The sequence below is a fragment of the Arthrobacter sp. MSA 4-2 genome (genome assembly GCF_016405885.1).
Taxonomy (GTDB): Bacteria; Actinomycetota; Actinomycetes; order Actinomycetales; family Micrococcaceae; genus Arthrobacter_D.
Genome location: NZ_JAEKGC010000005.1, coordinates 26039 through 42862 on the forward strand (window position 1 = coordinate 26039; position 16824 = coordinate 42862).

Consider the following 16824-nt stretch of genomic DNA (forward strand, 5'->3'; position numbering starts at 1 on the left):
TTGGTGGATTCCAACGACGTCGAGTCAGACCTGAAGCACGTCCTGTTCAGCAAGGAACAGATCCAGCAGCGCGTGACCGAACTCGCAGCCGAGATCGACGCCGACTACCAGGGCCGCGAAATCCTCCTCGTGGGCGTGCTCAAGGGCGCCGTGATGGTGATGGCCGACCTGGCCCGGGCACTTCACTCCCACATCACCATGGACTGGATGGCGGTGTCCTCCTACGGCTCGGGCACCCAGTCCTCCGGCGTGGTGCGGATCCTCAAGGACCTCGAAACCGACCTGATGGGCAAGCACGTGCTTATCGCCGAGGACATCATCGACTCCGGCCTGACGCTGTCCTGGCTCAAGGCCAACCTCCTCTCCCGCGGCCCCGCCTCGGTCGAAATCTGCACCCTGCTGCGCAAACCCGACGCCGCGAAGGTCGACATTGACGTGAAGTATGTCGGATTCAACATCCCCAATGAATTCGTCGTCGGATACGGCCTTGACTTCGCCGAAAAGTACCGCAATCTCGACTTCATCGGCACCCTCGCCCCCCACGTCTACGAGTAGGCCGAGCGCCTCCGCCGGGGTCCGGGCTGTACGCCCACAGGGAACTTATGCCCCAAACGGGACGTGTTGAATCTGAAACCGTGTATATCTTGAGTGTTTCGAGGTGACGGCGGACGGAACACCGTATTTCCGGCATAAGCAGGAGGGACAGGGCACGCAGCCCTGAGAAGAATGAAATATAAGAACATGTTCAAGGGGCCGGTCATCTGGATCGTCCTGGCAATCGCCGGGCTCCTGTTTATCGTCCCCAGCCTGTTCAGCGGCAGCTCCGGAAGGGTCGACACCAACGTCGGCCTCGAGCTCCTGCAGGACAATCGGGTCGAGCAGGCCAAGATCCACGATGGCGAGCAGCGCGTCGACCTGACCCTCCGGGACGACTACGAGGACCTGGGCCGCAGCGTCCAGTTCTTCTTCAGCGCCGCCCGTGCCGAGGACGTCGTCGAGGCGGTCAACGAATCCGACGTCGAGGGCTTCACCGACCAGCCCGTCCAGAGCAACTGGTTCGTGAGCGCCTTCAGCCTGATCTTCCCGATCCTGATCCTCGGCCTGATTTTCTGGTTCCTGCTCAGCCGCATGCAGGGCGGCGGCTCCAAGGTGATGCAGTTCGGCAAGTCAAAGGCCAAGCTGATTTCCAAGGACATGCCCCAGGTCACCTTCTCCGATGTCGCCGGAGCCGACGAGGCCGTCGAGGAACTCCTCGAGATCAAGGAGTTCCTGCAGGAGCCGGCGAAGTTCCAGGCCCTGGGCGCCAAGATCCCCAAGGGCGTGCTGCTGTACGGGCCTCCCGGCACGGGCAAGACCCTGCTGGCCCGCGCCGTGGCCGGCGAGGCCGGCGTGCCCTTCTATTCGATTTCGGGCTCGGACTTCGTCGAGATGTTCGTCGGCGTGGGCGCCTCCCGCGTCCGTGACCTCTTCGAGCAGGCCAAGAACAACTCCCCGGCCATCATCTTCGTCGACGAGATCGACGCCGTGGGCCGTCACCGCGGTGCCGGCGTCGGCGGCGGCAACGACGAGCGCGAGCAGACCCTCAACCAGCTCCTGGTGGAGATGGACGGCTTCGACTCAACCACCAACGTCATCCTCATCGCCGCCACCAACCGCCCGGACGTGCTGGACCCGGCGCTGCTGCGCCCCGGCCGCTTCGACCGCCAGATCGGCGTCGAGGCCCCCGACATGAGGGGCCGGGAGCACATCCTCTCCGTCCACGCCAAGGGAAAGCCGATGGCACCCGGGGTGGACCTGAAGTCGGTCGCCAAGAAGACCCCCGGATTCACCGGTGCGGACCTGGCGAACGTCCTCAACGAGGCGGCGCTGCTCACCGCCCGTTCGAACGCGCAGCTGATCGACGACCGGGCGCTCGACGAGGCCATCGACCGCGTGATCGCCGGCCCGCAGAAGCGCAGCCGCGTCATGAAGGAACTCGAACGCAAGATCACCGCGTACCACGAGGGCGGACACGCCCTGGTCGCCGCGGCCCTGCGCAACACCGACCCGGTCACGAAGATCACCATCCTGCCGCGCGGCCGCGCCCTCGGCTACACCATGGTGCTGCCGATGGACGACAAGTACTCGATCACCCGCAATGAACTGCTCGACCAGCTCGCCTACGCCATGGGCGGCCGGGTCGCCGAGGAGATCGTCTTCCACGACCCCTCCACCGGCGCCTCGAACGACATCGAGAAGGCCACCGGCACCGCCCGGAAGATGGTCACCCAGTACGGGATGAGCGAGCGCATCGGCGCCGTGAAGCTCGGCCAGGGCGCCGGGGAGCCATTCCTCGGCCGGGACATGGGCAGCGACCGCGACTACTCCGACCAGGTGGCCTTCGTCGTCGACGAAGAGGTGCGCCGGCTGATCGACAACGCCCACGATGAGGCCTACGAGATCCTCACCGAGAACCGCGACGTGCTTGACCGCCTCGCGCTCGAACTGCTCGAGCGGGAGACCCTGAACCAGGCCGAGATCGCCGAGGTTTTCGCCAGTGTGCGCAAGCGCGGCCTGCGCAACGTGTGGCTGTCGAAGGACTCCCGCCCCGTGCATTCGCTGCCCCCGGTCGTCTCGGCCAAGGAGCGGGCCCAGGCGGCGCAGAACGGCCGGCCCGCGCCCGAAACCGTCTCACCGCAGGACCAGATCGCCGAGGCCGACATCCCTGGTGAGTTCGACGTCCACGGTTCCGACCTCCCCTCGCCCGAGTCCGACGGCGCCGCCGTCGACGGCAAGGGCGGGAGCGGGTCCCGGCAGCCCTAGGGGGCGGCCGGCCCGCGGGCACAGGGATAGGATCAAAGCCGTGACTGACTTCGATAACGACGTGATCGACGCCGCCCTGGCCGCCTCGGGATCCCCGGTGGACCAGCCCCGCATCCAGCGGGCCGTCCGGGAGATCCTCGCCGCGATCGGAGAGGATCCCGACCGCGACGGCCTGGTGGAGACTCCGCGGCGCGTGGCGCGGGCCTACGCCGAAATGTTCGCGGGGCTCCACCAGGACGCAGCCGACGTCCTCTCGACCTCCTTCGAGCTCGACCATCAGGAGCTGGTGGTGGTGAAGGATATCCCCTTCTACTCCACCTGCGAGCACCACCTGGTGCCGTTCCACGGCTCCGCCCACGTCGGGTACATCCCCTCGGAGGACGGCCGGGTCACGGGCCTGAGCAAGCTGGCCCGGCTGGTCGAGGTCTATGCCCGCCGCCCGCAGGTGCAGGAACGGCTGACGACGCAGATCGTCGAGGCACTGATGACGCACCTCAAACCCAAGGGTGCGATCGTGGTCATCGAGTGTGAGCATATGTGCATGTCAATGCGGGGCATCCGGAAACCGGGTGCGAAGACGGTGACGTCGGCCGTACGCGGCCAGATCCGTGAAACGGCCACCCGCGCCGAGGCCATGAGCCTGATACTTGGAAGATAGGACACCCCTTGGATTCACTCGCCGCAGCCCCCGGGACCGGCCCGGCCACCTCACCCCTGCCGGTGATCCGGCCGGTGCGCGTCCCGCGCACCTTCGAGGCGCTGCCCGCTGACCGCACCGTGGTGATGGGGATCCTCAATGTCACCCCCGACTCCTTCAGCGACGGCGGAAAGTACTCTTCGACCGACGACGCCATCGCGCACGGGCTGCGGATGCACTACGCCGGGGCCGACATCATCGACGTCGGCGGGGAATCGACCCGCCCCGGCGCCGCCGCGGTGCCGGTCGAGGAGGAGCTCCAGCGCGTGCTTCCCGTGGTGCGGGCGCTGGTCAAGGCCGGCGCGCTCGTCAGCATCGACACCATGCACCCCGAGACGGCCGCCCAGGCGGTCCGGGCGGGGGCCGGAATCATCAACGACATCTCGGGGAACGGCTTCGACCCCGACATGCCCGCCCTGGCCGCCGAACTGGGCGTGCCCTACATCCTGACGCACCGCCGGGGGACGGCCGAGACGATGGACTCCCTGGCCACCTACTCCAACGTCGTCGAGGAGGTCATCGCCGAACTCCTCGAGGTGCGCGACACCTTCGTCGCGGCGGGCGTGAAGCCCGGGAACATCATCCTCGACCCGGGCCTCGGCTTCGCCAAGACCGGCGGGCACAACTGGGAGCTGCTGCGCTCCCTCGACCGCCTCGGATCCCTCGGCCACCGGGTGCTCGTCGCGGCCTCCCGCAAGCGCTTCCTCGGCACCCTGCTGACCTCGGCGGGGAGGCCGGCGGTGCCGGCCGAACGCGATGCGGCGACCCTGGCCGTCTCCGCGCTCGCCGCCGCGAACGGCGCCTGGGCGGTCCGGGTGCACGACGTCGGCCCCACCCTCGACGCCGTCAAGGTCGCCTCGGCCTGGGCGGGCCAGGGCTCCCGATGACGGCACTCCGGCAGCTCGACGCAGTCTCGCTTACGGGCATCAGCGCCATCGGCCACCACGGTGTCTTCGACTTCGAGCGGCGGGACGGCCAGCCCTTCCTCGTCGACGTGGTCCTCCACCTCGACCTGCGCCCCGCCGGAACCAGCGACGACCTCACCCGGACGGCCCACTACGGCGAGGTCGCCGAGCTGGTCAGCTCCATCATCGCCGGGAAGCCGTTCCAGCTGATCGAGGCGCTGGCCGAAGCGATCGCAGCCGAGATCCTCGCCCGCTTCCCCGTCGAGGCGGTCGACATCACCGTGCACAAGCCGAAGGCCCCCATCCCCGTGCCCTTCGGCGACGTCGCCGTCACGATCCACAGGAGCAGGCAGTGACAAGCGCCTCCCGGACTCCGGAGGGGCCGGCGGCGGACCCCGGGACCCGGGCCGTCCTGGCCCTGGGCAGCAATCTGGGGGAGAGCCGTGGCACGCTGGCCTCGGCCGTCGCGGACCTCACCGGAGGTGACCGGGTGCGGCTGACGGCCGCCTCGCCCGTGGTGCGCACCCGGGCCGTCGGCGGGCCGGAGCAGCCGGATTACCTCAACCAGGTCATCGAGGTCGCCACCGACCTCGGACCCTATGAGCTGCTGGCACACTGCCAGGCGGTCGAGCAGAAGCACCTCCGGATCCGCACCGTGCGGTGGGGGCCGCGGACCCTCGACATCGACATCATCACCTTCGGGGCATGGACCTCGACCGATCCGCGGCTGACGGTTCCCCACCCGCGGGCCGCCGAGAGGGCCTTCGTCCTGAAACCGTGGTCCCTGATGGACCCCGCGGCAACCCTCGGCGGGGTATCCGTCGCCGAACTCGCCGCCGGTGCCGGCGACCTTCCGGGCCTGGCCCTGTTCCAGGAAGGCTAGGCGCACATGATGAGCATTCGGTTCAGTTGGCTGCTTGGCATCGGCATCGTCTCCGGCATTGTTGGCTGGACCGTCAACTTCTGGGCGGGCCGCAACGGTTACCCCACCCCTTCACTCCACCTGAGTTCGCTGCTCACGGTCGCGCTGATCATCGCCGTGACGCTTGTGTTCGGCGTGCGGGTGCTGCGGTGGCGCAACGGCAAACGGGACCGTGAGCTGAACCCCATCCTTGCGGCCCGCACTCTGGTGCTGGCCCAGGCGACGGCATACGCGGGCGCCCTGAGCCTCGGCTGGCACGCGGGCATCTTCGTTGACCAGCTCTCCCTGCTGGCCGTGCGCGATACCTTTGGACCGGCGTGGGGGACCCTCGCACTGATGGCGGGCGGTATCCTCATGGTCGTCGTCGGCCTGGTCGTCGAGGGGTTCTGCAGGATCCCGCCCGAGGACGAGGGCGGCGCCGGCACCCCGGGAACAAGCGAGGGAGAGTATGCGTAGGGAACCGATCGACCCTGAAGGCATTGTCTGGTCGAGGGTCTCGCCCAAGTACCTCCGGGTGCGCCTGATCGGCTGGTTCGTCGGCTCGGTGATCTACCTGCTGATCTTCAGCATCCCGCTGATCCTCCGGCTCGCCGGGGTGTGGCCGGACTTCCCGCCGCTGGCCATCGCCATTGCCCTGCCGGCCGTCGTGCTCCTCATCAGTGGATGGAGGGGCCTGCTGCTTCCCCGCCAGGTGCGCGCCCTCGGGTATGCGGAGCGCGACGACGACCTGCTGATCCGCAGCGGCGTCATCTTCCAGCGCACCCTGGTGGTGCCCTACGGCCGCATGCAGTACGTCGACGTCGCCGTGGGCCCCCTCGAGCGCGCGTTCGGGCTGTGCACCCTCAAACTCCACACGGCCTCCCCGGCCACCAATGCCGCCATTCCAGGCCTTCCCGCCGCCGAGGGAGCTCGGCTCCGCGAGCAGCTTTCAAGCCGCGGGGAAGCACGGCTGGCGGGTCTGTGAGCGTCCCCGACCCGCACCCCGGAACGCCCTACCCCGGCCCGCCCCGCGACGGGGTGGATCGGTCGGACGGGCTCCCGCCGGGCGCCCCGCCGGCGCCCGGAACGGGTGACGACAGCTGGCGCCGGGTCTCGGTGATCTCCCCACTGGTCCGCGGCTGGATCGCGCTTGCCGCCATCGCGTTCTTCTTCGGCAGGGACTGGTTCGAAGGCCTCTTCGGCCCCGGTGCCCGGGAAGGGCTGCCGGGTGCCATCGGAATCGGGCTGACTCTCGCGCTCATCCTGGGCATCGTCGTCCTGATCGCGCTTGGGTTCCTCGTGTCCTGGTACTTCACCCGCTACCAGGTCACCGCCGAGTACGTGCGCGTGAATTCGGGCGTCCTGTTCCGGCAGAACCGGCAGGCCCGCCTCGACCGCGTCCAGGCGATCGACGTCGTCCAGCCCTTCCTCGCCCGCATCTTCGGACTGGCCGAGCTGAAGTTCGAGGTGGCCGATGCCGGCGAGTCGGCCGTCCGCCTGGCCTTCCTCCGCCTCTCCGAGGCCCAGCAGCTCCGGGCCACCATCCTCGCCCGCGCCTCCGGCGCCGCGGTGGCCCCGGATGCCTCCGGCGGCATCGCCGAGGCACCTGAGCGCGAGGTCGTCGCGGTGCCGTCCGGCCGGGTGATCGGCGCGGTCCTGCTCTCTGGCACCACCGTGCTGCTCCTGGCCGCGGTGATCGTCGTCGCCACGGTGACGGTCGTGTACCGCACCCCGTTCGCGGCACCGACCCTCATCCCCATGGCACTGGGTGTCGCCGGCGCGTACTGGAGCGCGCTCAACTCCGGCTACAACTTCCGGGCCGCCCTCTCACCCGACGGCATCCGGGTCCGGTACGGCCTGCTCGACACCCGGGCGCAGACCGTCCCGCCGGGGCGGGTCCAGGCCGTCGGAATCGACCAGCCGCTGCTCTGGCGGCTCAAGGGCTGGTACCGGATCAACGCCAATGTCGCCGGGTACGGGGCGGGCGCCCCGGGCGAGGGACAGGCCCGGGCCACGCTGCTGCCCGTCGGAACCCGCGCCGAGGTGTTCTCCATCCTCGCGCTCGTCCTTCCCGACCCCGGCACTGTGCGCCCGTTGGAGGTCTTCTCCGCCGGCCTGAACGCCTTGGGGGCGGCCGAGGGCTTCACCACGGCGCCGCGGCGCGCCCGGTGGCTTGCACCGCTGACCTGGCGGCGCAGCGGCTTCGCCGTGACCGGCACGGCGCTGCTCGTCCGCTCGGGGTATTTTCACCGCAGGCTCGCCGTCGTGCCCCACGAGCGGACGCAGTCGCTGTCCCTTCACCAGGGCCCACTGGAGCGGGCCCTGCGGGTGATGGAGCTGCAGCTGCAGACGACGCCCGGTCCGGTCGTGCCCTCCCTGAGCCACATCGACGAAACCGCGGCGCTCGAACTGTTCTCGGGGCAGGCCCGGCGCGCGGCCGAGGCGCGCCGGCGGAGCATCCCCGAACAGTGGATGAAGCCCATCCAGCAGCCCGCCGGCGCCGTCATGCCTCCGCCGCCCAGCTACGGCCCGCCCGCCGCCGGGGCGCAGCAGCCGTCCGGCCCCGGCTCAGTGCCGCACGGGCCGCAGCATGACCCGCCTCCGCAGGATCAAGTAGCGCCGGACCAGCCACCGAATGACCAACCAGCGCCGGACCAGTCACCGCTTGACCAGCCACCGCTGAATCCACCGCTTGACCAGCCGAACAGGCAGCAGATCCCGGAGGGACCCGGTAGCCATGAACAACGCTGAAGCCTCACGCAGACCCGGCCGCCTCGGGGTGGGCGTCATCGGAGCCGGCAGGGTCGGCGCGGTCCTCGGCGCCGCGCTGCGCACCGCCGGACACGCCGTGGTCGGAGTGTCCGCGGTCTCCGAAGCGAGCCGGGAACGCGCGGAAACACTCCTGCCCGGGGTGCCCATCCTCGATATTCCCGTCATCGTCGAACGGGCCGAACTGGTGCTCCTTGCCGTGCCCGACGACGCCCTCCCCGGGCTCGTCGAAGGCCTGGCGCGCCTGGGGGTCTGGCAGCCCGGACAGCTCGTGGTCCACACCTCCGGCCGCTCCGGCACCGAGGTCCTCGCCCCGGCCCGCCGTGCCGGCGCCATCCCGCTGGCCATCCACCCGGCCATGACGTTCACCGGACTCAGCCTTGACCTCGGACGCCTCCCCGAGTGCACCTTCGGCATCACCGCGCCCGCTGCGGTCCTGCCCATCGCCCAGGCCCTCGTCGTGGAGATGGGCGCGGAGCCGGTGATCATCGAGGAGGAGAGCCGGCCGCTCTACCACGCGGCACTGGCCCATGCCTCGAACCACCTCGTCACCCTGGCGTCGCAGTCAGCGCAGCTGCTCAGCGACCTCGGCGTGCAGCGCCCCGACCGGATGCTCGGCCCGCTCATGAAGGCCTCCCTCGAAAACGCGCTGAGCTCGGGGGAGTCGGCCCTGACCGGCCCGGTCGCCCGCGGCGACGTGGAAACCGTTCGAACCCACACCGCCGCGTTGGCCCGCCACGACGCGGCCGACGTCGCCCTTGCCTACCGCGACATGGCCCGGGCCACCACCCTGCGCGCACTTGACCGGGGCCTGCTTACTGCCGAGCAGGGAGCAGCGGTACTGGCGGCCCTTGAACCGACCCCCACCGAGGACGAACGATGACCGAGACCACCCCGGGCACCCCACGGCTCGTCACGACGGCCGGCGAGCTCCGCAGCGCCGGCGCCGACCTGCTCCACCGGGCCGCGGAAGATGCCCGGGGCGGGGCCGCGCGGCGCCCGTCACTGGGCCTGGTGCCGACGATGGGCGCGCTCCACGCCGGCCACGCCGCCCTGGCCGCGGCGGCCCGCGCCGAGAACGACGTCGTCGTGGTCACGATCTTCGTCAATCCGCTGCAGTTCGGCGAACAGGCCGACCTCGACCGCTACCCCCGCACCCTTGAGGCCGACCTCGAACTGCTGGGCGCCCAGGGGGTGGACCTGGTGTTCGCCCCGGCCGCCGGGGAGGTCTACCCCGACGGCCCCCCGCAGGTCCGGCTGCAGGCCGGCGCCCTCGGGGAGAAACTCGAAGGGGCGTTCCGGCCGGGGCACTTCGACGGCATGCTCACCGTCGTGGCGAAGCTCCTGAACCTCGGTGCTCCCGACGCCGCCGCCGACTATCGCGCGTACTTCGGCCGGAAGGACGCCCAGCAGCTGGCGCTCGTGAAGCGCATGGTGCGCGACCTCAATTTCCCGGTCGACATCATCGGCGTGCCCACGGTTCGGGATGCCGACGGCCTGGCCCTGTCGAGCCGCAACCGCTTCCTCTCGGCAGCCGAACGCGAAGCCGCCCTCGTGCTGCAGCGAGCCCTGGGCATGCTGAGGGAACGCGCGGAGCGGAACGAGCCCCTCGACCCGGACTCGGTGCTGGCGATGATCGCCAGCGTGCCCGCCGTGAGCCTCGAGTACCTCGAGGTCGTCGACCCGCTCAGCCTCGAACCGCTCGCCTTTTCCTGCGCCAACACCCCGTTCACGGGGACGGCGCTGGCGCTCATCGCTGCCCGGGTCGGTCCGGTGCGGCTCATCGACAACATGGAACTGAACGGCGGGTGAAATCCGGGGATTACCGGACCCCGTAAACTTGGCTACCGTGACGAAAGAAAACCCCACCCTTGATGGCCTCTCCGCCGACGACTTCACCGAGCAGATGCGGATCCGCCTCGAGAAGCGTGCCCGCCTGATCGAAAGCGGCAGGGAGCCCTATCCGGTCAAGCCCGAACGCACCCACTCGCTCGCCGAGATCCGCGCAGCGTTCCCGGGCCTTGAACCCGACGAGGCCACCGGCACCCTGGTCTCCGTGGTGGGACGCGTCGTCTTCATCCGCAACACCGGCAAGCTCGCCTTCGCGACCCTGCAGGAGGGTGACGGAACCCGGCTGCAGGTGATGCTCAGCCTCGCCGTCGTCGGTGAAGAGCAGCTCGCCGAGTGGAAGGCACTGGTCGACCTCGGAGACCACGTCCAGGTCCAGGGGGAGGTCGTCAGCTCGCGGCGCGGCGAACTTTCGGTGATGGCAGAGAGCTGGGCCATGGCGTCCAAGGCTCTGCGCCCCCTGCCCACCCTTCACGCCGGAGTCAACGAGGAGACCCGCGTCCGGCAGCGCTACGTCGACCTGATGGTCCGCGAGGAAGCCCGCAGCATGGTCCGCACCCGCGCTGCCATCACCCGCACCCTGCGCGAAACCCTGCACGCCAACGATTACATCGAAGTTGAAACTCCCATTGTCCAGCTGGTCCACGGCGGGGCGACCGCGCGGCCGTTCGAAACCCACCTGAACGCCTTCGACCAGAAAATGACCCTCCGCATCGCGCTCGAGCTTTATCTCAAAAGGGCGGTCGTGGGCGGAATTGACCGGGTGTACGAGATCGGCCGGATTTTCCGGAATGAGGGCGTCGATTCGACGCACAGCCCGGAATTCACCATGCTCGAATCCTACGAGGCCTACACCGACCAGTTCGGAATGGCCGAGCGGATGAAGGAAATGATTCTGAATTGCGCCGACGTCCTGGGGATGCGCACCATCGAAACACCCCAGGGGACCATTGACCTCGACGGCGAGTGGAGGTGGCTCGGGGTCTACCCCGGGTTGTCGGAGGTTGTGGGGCAGGAGATCACGCCGGAGACCGATGCGGCGATCCTGATGCGCATCGCCGACGAGCGTGGAGTGTCGGTCGACCCGGCCTGGGATGCCGAAAAGCTTGTCCTTGAGCTGTTCTCGGAACTCGTCGAGCCGACCCTGATCCAGCCCACCTTCGTGTTCGACTACCCGCCCTCCGCCCAGCCGCTCGCCCGGCCCCACCGGAGCAACCCGCGCCTGATCGAGGCGTGGGACCTGATCATCGGCGGCATGGAACGCGGCACCGCCTTCTCGGAGCTGATCGACCCGGTGATCCAGCGCGAGCGGCTCACCGAGCAGTCGCGCCGGGCCGCGGCCGGCGACGAGGAGGCCATGCAGCTCGACGAGGACTTCCTGCGGGCCCTCGAGTACGGCGCCCCGCCCATGGGCGGCATCGGGCTCGGCATCGACCGCCTCGTGATGCTTTTCACCAATACCGGAATTCGGGAATCCATCCTCTTTCCCCTTTTGAAGCCGGAAGCGGGCTGAGCCCATGGAATACCTCGAAGTGCTCCTTCCTTCGGCCACCCTCGCCGTTCTTTTCTACTTTGTGATGCGAACCATCCTCAATGCCGACCGGTCCGAGCGGGAAGCGATGTCCCGGGCCCGGGAACTTCGTGGGGAGGAAGATCGTTCCCGAGATGAACCAACTGAAACCAGCGGCCCGGAGTCCGGGCCGGATATCGACGGAACTAATTCAACGAAGTAATTTTTTGACGGCATCCTGAGCGTGCGCCATAATCTAATTAGGGGATATTCGCACACACGCACTAATTCAGGAGCTCATGGTGGCGCAGAAAGTGAAAATCATCCTCATTGACGACGTAGACGGCGGCGAGGCCGACGAAACCGTCCGGTTTGGCCTCGACGGAGTCCAGTACGAGATCGACCTCTCGGAGGCCCACGCGAAGGAACTGCGTTCGGCGCTGGGAACCTACATCTCCTCGGCCCGGCGCAGCAGCTCCTCCAAGCAGCAGCGCGCCAGTGCCGCCCCCGCCCGGAACCAGGAAGCGGCGCAGATCCGTGAATGGGCGAAGGAAAACGGATACAACGTATCCGCCCGGGGCCGCGTGAACAGCGAAATCGTGGAGGCGTACCGCGCCGCCCAGCGCTGAGCGGGCCGTTCCGCATATTCTCGCCTGTGGCGAACACGCCCCAATTCCTGTGCGGGTACACGTAGCATCGAGTTACGCGTTAGCTAGGAGTGTGTCTCATGTTTGAGAGATTTACAGATCGTGCCCGTCGAGTTGTCGTGTTGGCCCAGGAAGAGGCCCGCATGCTCAACCATAACTACATCGGCACCGAGCACATCCTGCTTGGCCTCATCCATGAGGGTGAGGGTGTTGCCGCCAAGGCTTTGGAGTCACTCAGCATTTCCCTGGGTGCTGTGCGAGAGCAGGTCCAGGAGATTATCGGACAGGGCCAGCAGGCCCCGTCCGGCCATATCCCCTTCACCCCCCGCGCCAAGAAGGTGCTCGAGCTTTCCCTGCGGGAGGCGCTGCAGCTTGGCCACAACTACATCGGCACGGAGCACATCCTGCTCGGCCTCATCCGTGAGGGTGAGGGCGTTGCCGCCCAGGTCCTGGTGAAGCTTGGGGCCGACCTCAACCGGGTCCGCCAGCAGGTCATCCAGCTGCTGTCGGGCTACCAGGGCAAGGAGCCGGCCGCTGCCGGCGGCCAGCAGCAGGAGGGAACTCCGGCGGGTTCAGTCGTGCTCGACCAGTTTGGGCGCAATCTCACCCAGGCCGCGCGTGAATCCAAACTCGACCCGGTGATCGGGCGCGAGAAGGAGATGGAGCGCGTCATGCAGGTCCTCTCCCGGCGCACCAAGAACAACCCGGTGCTGATCGGTGAGCCCGGCGTCGGCAAGACCGCCGTCGTTGAGGGCCTTGCCCAGGCGATCGTCCGCGGGGACGTCCCGGAGACGATCCGCGACAAGCAGCTCTACACGCTCGACCTCGGGTCGCTCGTGGCCGGTTCCCGGTACCGTGGCGACTTCGAAGAGCGGCTGAAGAAGGTGCTCAAGGAGATCCGCACCCGCGGCGACATCATCCTGTTCATCGACGAGATCCACACCCTTGTGGGTGCGGGTGCCGCCGAGGGCGCCATCGACGCGGCATCGATCCTGAAGCCCATGCTCGCCCGCGGCGAGCTGCAGACCATCGGCGCCACGACCCTCGATGAGTACCGCAAGCACATCGAGAAGGACGCCGCCCTCGAGCGCAGGTTCCAGCCGATCCAGGTCGCCGAGCCCTCCGTGGCCCTGGCGATCGAGATCCTCAAGGGGCTGCGCGACCGGTACGAGGCACACCACCGTGTCTCGATCACCGACGGCGCCCTTGCCTCCGCGGCGACCCTCGCCGAACGGTACATCTCCGACCGGTTCCTTCCGGACAAGGCGATCGACCTGATCGACGAGGCCGGTGCCCGGCTGCGCATCCGCAGGATGACCGCCCCGCCGGAGCTCAAGGAGATCGACGACAAGATCGCCGACGTGCGCCGCGAGAAGGAATCGGCGATCGACGCCCAGGATTTCGAAGGTGCCGCGTCGCTGCGCGACAAGGAGCAGAAGCTCCACGACCAGCGCGCCGACAAGGAACGCCGCTGGAAGTCGGGCGGACTCGACGACATCGCCGAGGTCGACGAGGAACTGATCGCCGAAGTGCTTGCGAACTCCACGGGCATCCCGGTCTTCAAGCTCACCGAAGCCGAGTCCTCACGCCTGCTGCACATGGAAGATGAGCTGCACAAGCGGGTCATCGGCCAGAACGAGGCGATCAAGGCGATCTCCCAGGCCATCCGCCGTACGCGGGCCGGCCTCAAGGATCCCAAGCGTCCGGGCGGTTCCTTCATCTTCGCCGGCCCCACCGGCGTCGGCAAGACGGAGCTGGCCAAGGCGCTCGCCGAGTTCCTCTTCGGCGACGAGGATGCCCTGATCACCCTCGATATGTCCGAGTACTCCGAGAAGCACACGGTCTCGCGCCTCTTCGGCGCCCCTCCGGGTTACGTCGGATACGAAGAGGGCGGGCAGCTGACCGAGAAGGTCCGCCGCAAGCCGTTCTCCGTGGTGCTGTTCGACGAGGTGGAGAAGGCGCATGCCGATCTCTTCAACTCGCTGCTGCAGATCCTTGAGGACGGCCGCCTGACCGACAGCCAGGGCCGCATGGTGGATTTCAAAAACACCGTGATCATCATGACCACTAACCTTGGAACCCGCGACATCTCCAAGGGCGTCATGACCGGCTTCCAGTCGGGCACCGACACCAACACCAGCTACAACCGGATGAAGGCGAAGGTCACCGAGGAGCTCAAGCAGCACTTCCGGCCCGAGTTCCTCAACCGCGTCGACGACACCGTGGTGTTCCCGCAGCTGACCCAGAGCGAGATCGTGGAGATCGTGGACCTGTTCCTCGAGCGCCTCGGCAAGCGCATGGCGGACAAGGGCATGACGATCGAGCTGACTCCTGCGGCCAAGGTGCTGCTGGCAACGCGCGGTTACGACCCCGCGATGGGTGCGCGGCCGCTGCGCCGCACCATCCAGCGCGAGATCGAGGACCAGCTGTCCGAGAAGATCCTGTTCGGCGACCTCAAGTCGGGGGAGCGGGTGGAGGTCGACGTCGAGGGCGAAGGCGTCGACGCGAAGTTCACCTTCGTCGGCCACGGCGAGCCGAAGGCCATCGAGGACGCCCCGCCCGCCATCGAGGCGACCGTCCCCGAGTAACATTCCGCAGTATCGAAAGGCCCGCCCCGGGAGACCGGGGCGGGCCTTTCGCGCGCCCGGGGCAGGCCGCATCGGTCCCCGGTGCGCCGGGCGCTTTGTAGACTGGTGCGGGTGAGCCCGTCCTTCCGCATCCGTCCCGCCCGCACCTCCGACGTCGGCGCCATCCGCGCCCTGGTGGCGCCGCTGGCCGACGAGCGGGTCCTGGTCGCCAAGGAGACGGTGGCCTACTACGAGGGTCTCCAGGAGTTCCGCATCGCCGAAGACCCCGACGGCACGGTGCTCGGCTGCGGGGCGCTCCACGTGATGTGGGAGGACCTCGCCGAGGTGCGCACCCTCGCCACCGCCGAATCGGCGAAGGGCCGCGGCGTGGGAACGGCCCTGGTGGAGCGGCTCCTCGCCGATGCCGCCGACCTCGGAGTCCGGCGGGTCTTTTGCCTCACCTTCGAGGTCGAGTTTTTCCGCAAGCGCGGCTTCGAGGTGATGAAGGACCAGTCGCCGGTGGACCCGGAGGTGTATTCGCAGCTCCTGCGCTCCCACGACGAAGGCGTGGCGGAGTTCCTCGACCTGGCCCGGGTGAAGCCGAACACCCTGGGAAACACGCGCATGATCCGCATGCTCTAGGCGGTTCCGTCCGGCTAGAGGTGGTCAGGGCGGCTCCACCCCGATATAGTAAGAGTGCTTAGCATCGCTCGCGGTGCGGTTGGGTTTCCCGGAACCGGGGCCCGAATGCCGAGGGAAGAGGAGTCTAATCATGGGACTGGATGACAAGATCGGAAACAAAGGCGAAGGCCTGGGTGGCAAGATCAAGGAAGGTCTCGGTAAGGCGACGGGCGACCAGAACCTCGAGGCCGAAGGCCACAAGGACCAGACCAAGGCAAGCCTGAAGGATGCCGGCGAGAACATTAAGGACGCCTTCAAGAAGGGCGACCGCTAGAGAACTGCACGGCCCGGATCGCAGCATCCGGCCCGGCCACGGGAGAGCGCCCAGCAAAGGGGCCTCTCCCGCGGTTGTTTAACCGCATCTCACGGCAGGGAAGTGGAAAAACCGCTATAGGAATGGGCCCTGCCACCGGGTATCGTTCATCGTGGCCGGTGCGGTCCACAGGGGGCAGCCGGGCCAAAACCTCGCCCAGCCGAGAAGGAGCGTACCCTCGTGAAAAAGCTCATCAATGACCCCAAGGCCGTCGTCAACGAGTCCGTGGAGGGCTTCGGCCTCGCCCACGCCGACCTGGTCACCGTCCATACCGATCCGCTCTTCGTCGTGCGCAAGGACGCGCCCGTCCAAGGCAAGGTGGGCCTGGTCTCGGGCGGAGGCAGCGGCCATGAGCCCCTCCACGCCGGGTACGTGGGGCGCGGAATGCTCGACGCCGCGGTACCCGGGGCGGTGTTCACCTCGCCGACGCCCGACCAGATCCTGCCCGCGACCACAGCAGTGAACGGCGGGGCCGGCGTGCTCCACATCGTCAAGAACTACACCGGCGACGTCCTGAACTTCGAAACCGCCGCCGAACTTGCAGCGGCCGAAGGCGTTGAGGTCCGTTCCGTGCTCGTCAATGACGACGTCGCGGTCGAGGACTCCCTCTACACCGCCGGGCGCCGCGGGGTCGGCGGGACGGTCTTCGTCGAGCGCATCGCCGGCGCCGCGGCCGAACGCGGCGACGACCTCGAGGCGGTCACCGCGGTGGCGCAGCGGGTGATCGACAATGTGCGCTCCATGGGCGCCGCGCTCGCGCCGAGCACCGTCCCCCACGCCGGGGTCCCCAGCTTCGACCTCGCCGAGGATGAGATCGAGATCGGCATTGGAATCCATGGCGAGCCGGGCCGGCACCGCATCGCCATGGAGAACGCCGACGGCATCACCACGCGCCTGCTCGAGCCGATCACGGCCGACCTCAACCTCGGCTCGGGGGACCGGGTCCTGCTGATGGTCAACGGCATGGGCGGTAGCCCCGCCAGCGAGCTCTACATCGTCTACCGCAAGGCCGTCGCCCTCCTGAAGGAGCGCGGGGTCACGGTGGAGCGGTCCCTCGTGGGCAACTACATCACCGCCCTCGAGATGGAGGGCGCCTCGCTGACGGTGCTGAAGCTCGATGACGAGATGATCACCCTGTGGGATTCCCCGGTCTCCACCGCCGCGCTGCGGTGGGGGGTCTAGGC

At 68.3% G+C, this 16824-nt stretch carries 18 protein-coding genes; all 18 read left to right on the forward strand.

Annotated features, from left to right (window positions below):
• Nucleotides 1-3: 3 nt before the first annotated feature.
• The 18 genes from hpt (at nt 4) to dhaK (ending at nt 16822) form a co-directional block, all read left to right on the forward strand.
• The gene (hpt, locus tag I6N91_RS06810; protein ID WP_159617316.1) at nt 4-555 is read left to right on the forward strand and encodes a hypoxanthine phosphoribosyltransferase; all 552 of its coding nucleotides are present in this window, start codon (nt 4-6) and stop codon (nt 553-555) included.
• 171 nt (nt 556-726) lie between these two features.
• Nucleotides 727-2802, forward strand: coding sequence for an ATP-dependent zinc metalloprotease FtsH (gene ftsH / locus I6N91_RS06815; protein WP_198811861.1), 2076 nt, complete (start codon nt 727-729; stop codon nt 2800-2802).
• 40 nt (nt 2803-2842) lie between these two features.
• Complete coding sequence (gene folE / locus I6N91_RS06820) at nt 2843-3460, forward strand: GTP cyclohydrolase I FolE (protein WP_120165842.1); 618 nt, start codon at nt 2843-2845, stop codon at nt 3458-3460.
• 8 nt (nt 3461-3468) lie between these two features.
• Complete coding sequence (gene folP, locus I6N91_RS06825) at nt 3469-4386, forward strand: dihydropteroate synthase (protein WP_198811862.1); 918 nt, start codon at nt 3469-3471, stop codon at nt 4384-4386.
• Entirely contained in the window at nt 4383-4760 is a 378-nt protein-coding gene (gene folB, locus I6N91_RS06830) for a dihydroneopterin aldolase (protein WP_198811863.1), read from the forward strand. The genes folP and folB overlap by 4 nt, the downstream gene beginning before the upstream one ends.
• Nucleotides 4757-5287 (forward strand): 2-amino-4-hydroxy-6-hydroxymethyldihydropteridine diphosphokinase, encoded by a 531-nt coding sequence (gene folK, locus I6N91_RS06835; RefSeq protein ID WP_198811864.1) that lies wholly within the window; start codon nt 4757-4759, stop codon nt 5285-5287. Before folB ends, folK begins: the two co-directional genes overlap by 4 nt.
• 6 nt (nt 5288-5293) lie before the next feature.
• Complete coding sequence (locus tag I6N91_RS06840; RefSeq protein WP_198811865.1) at nt 5294-5782, forward strand: DUF3180 domain-containing protein; 489 nt, start codon at nt 5294-5296, stop codon at nt 5780-5782.
• Nucleotides 5775-6290 (forward strand): PH domain-containing protein, encoded by a 516-nt coding sequence (locus I6N91_RS06845; RefSeq protein WP_198811866.1) that lies wholly within the window; start codon nt 5775-5777, stop codon nt 6288-6290. The genes I6N91_RS06840 and I6N91_RS06845 overlap by 8 nt, the downstream gene beginning before the upstream one ends.
• A gap of 53 nt (nt 6291-6343) precedes the next feature.
• On the forward strand, nt 6344-8056 hold the full coding sequence (locus I6N91_RS06850) for a PH domain-containing protein (protein WP_198812037.1): 1713 nt from the start codon (nt 6344-6346) through the stop codon (nt 8054-8056).
• The gene (locus tag I6N91_RS06855) at nt 8043-8957 is read left to right on the forward strand and encodes a Rossmann-like and DUF2520 domain-containing protein (RefSeq protein ID WP_198811867.1); all 915 of its coding nucleotides are present in this window, start codon (nt 8043-8045) and stop codon (nt 8955-8957) included. The genes I6N91_RS06850 and I6N91_RS06855 overlap by 14 nt, the downstream gene beginning before the upstream one ends.
• The gene (gene panC, locus I6N91_RS06860; RefSeq protein WP_198811868.1) at nt 8954-9886 is read left to right on the forward strand and encodes a pantoate--beta-alanine ligase; all 933 of its coding nucleotides are present in this window, start codon (nt 8954-8956) and stop codon (nt 9884-9886) included. Before I6N91_RS06855 ends, panC begins: the two co-directional genes overlap by 4 nt.
• Before the next feature lie 94 nt (nt 9887-9980).
• Nucleotides 9981-11435 carry a lysine--tRNA ligase gene (gene lysS / locus I6N91_RS06865; RefSeq protein WP_198812038.1) on the forward strand — a complete coding sequence of 485 codons (1455 nt, stop codon included), beginning with the start codon at nt 9981-9983 and terminating at the stop codon, nt 11433-11435.
• Between the two features lie 4 nt (nt 11436-11439).
• The gene (locus tag I6N91_RS06870) at nt 11440-11655 is read left to right on the forward strand and encodes a hypothetical protein (RefSeq protein WP_198812053.1); all 216 of its coding nucleotides are present in this window, start codon (nt 11440-11442) and stop codon (nt 11653-11655) included.
• Between the two features lie 79 nt (nt 11656-11734).
• On the forward strand, nt 11735-12061 hold the full coding sequence (locus tag I6N91_RS06875; RefSeq protein WP_120166428.1) for an Lsr2 family protein: 327 nt from the start codon (nt 11735-11737) through the stop codon (nt 12059-12061).
• Nucleotides 12062-12159: 98 nt separating this feature from the next.
• On the forward strand, nt 12160-14667 hold the full coding sequence (locus tag I6N91_RS06880; protein WP_198811869.1) for an ATP-dependent Clp protease ATP-binding subunit: 2508 nt from the start codon (nt 12160-12162) through the stop codon (nt 14665-14667).
• A 111-nt stretch (nt 14668-14778) separates the two neighbouring features.
• Entirely contained in the window at nt 14779-15288 is a 510-nt protein-coding gene (locus I6N91_RS06885) for an amino-acid N-acetyltransferase (RefSeq protein WP_198811870.1), read from the forward strand.
• Nucleotides 15289-15418: 130 nt separating this feature from the next.
• Nucleotides 15419-15601 carry a CsbD family protein gene (locus I6N91_RS06890; protein WP_120165832.1) on the forward strand — a complete coding sequence of 61 codons (183 nt, stop codon included), beginning with the start codon at nt 15419-15421 and terminating at the stop codon, nt 15599-15601.
• A 219-nt stretch (nt 15602-15820) separates the two neighbouring features.
• Nucleotides 15821-16822, forward strand: a complete 1002-nt coding sequence (gene dhaK / locus I6N91_RS06895) for a dihydroxyacetone kinase subunit DhaK (protein WP_133404363.1) — start codon at nt 15821-15823, stop codon at nt 16820-16822.
• Nucleotides 16823-16824 lie beyond the last annotated feature (2 nt).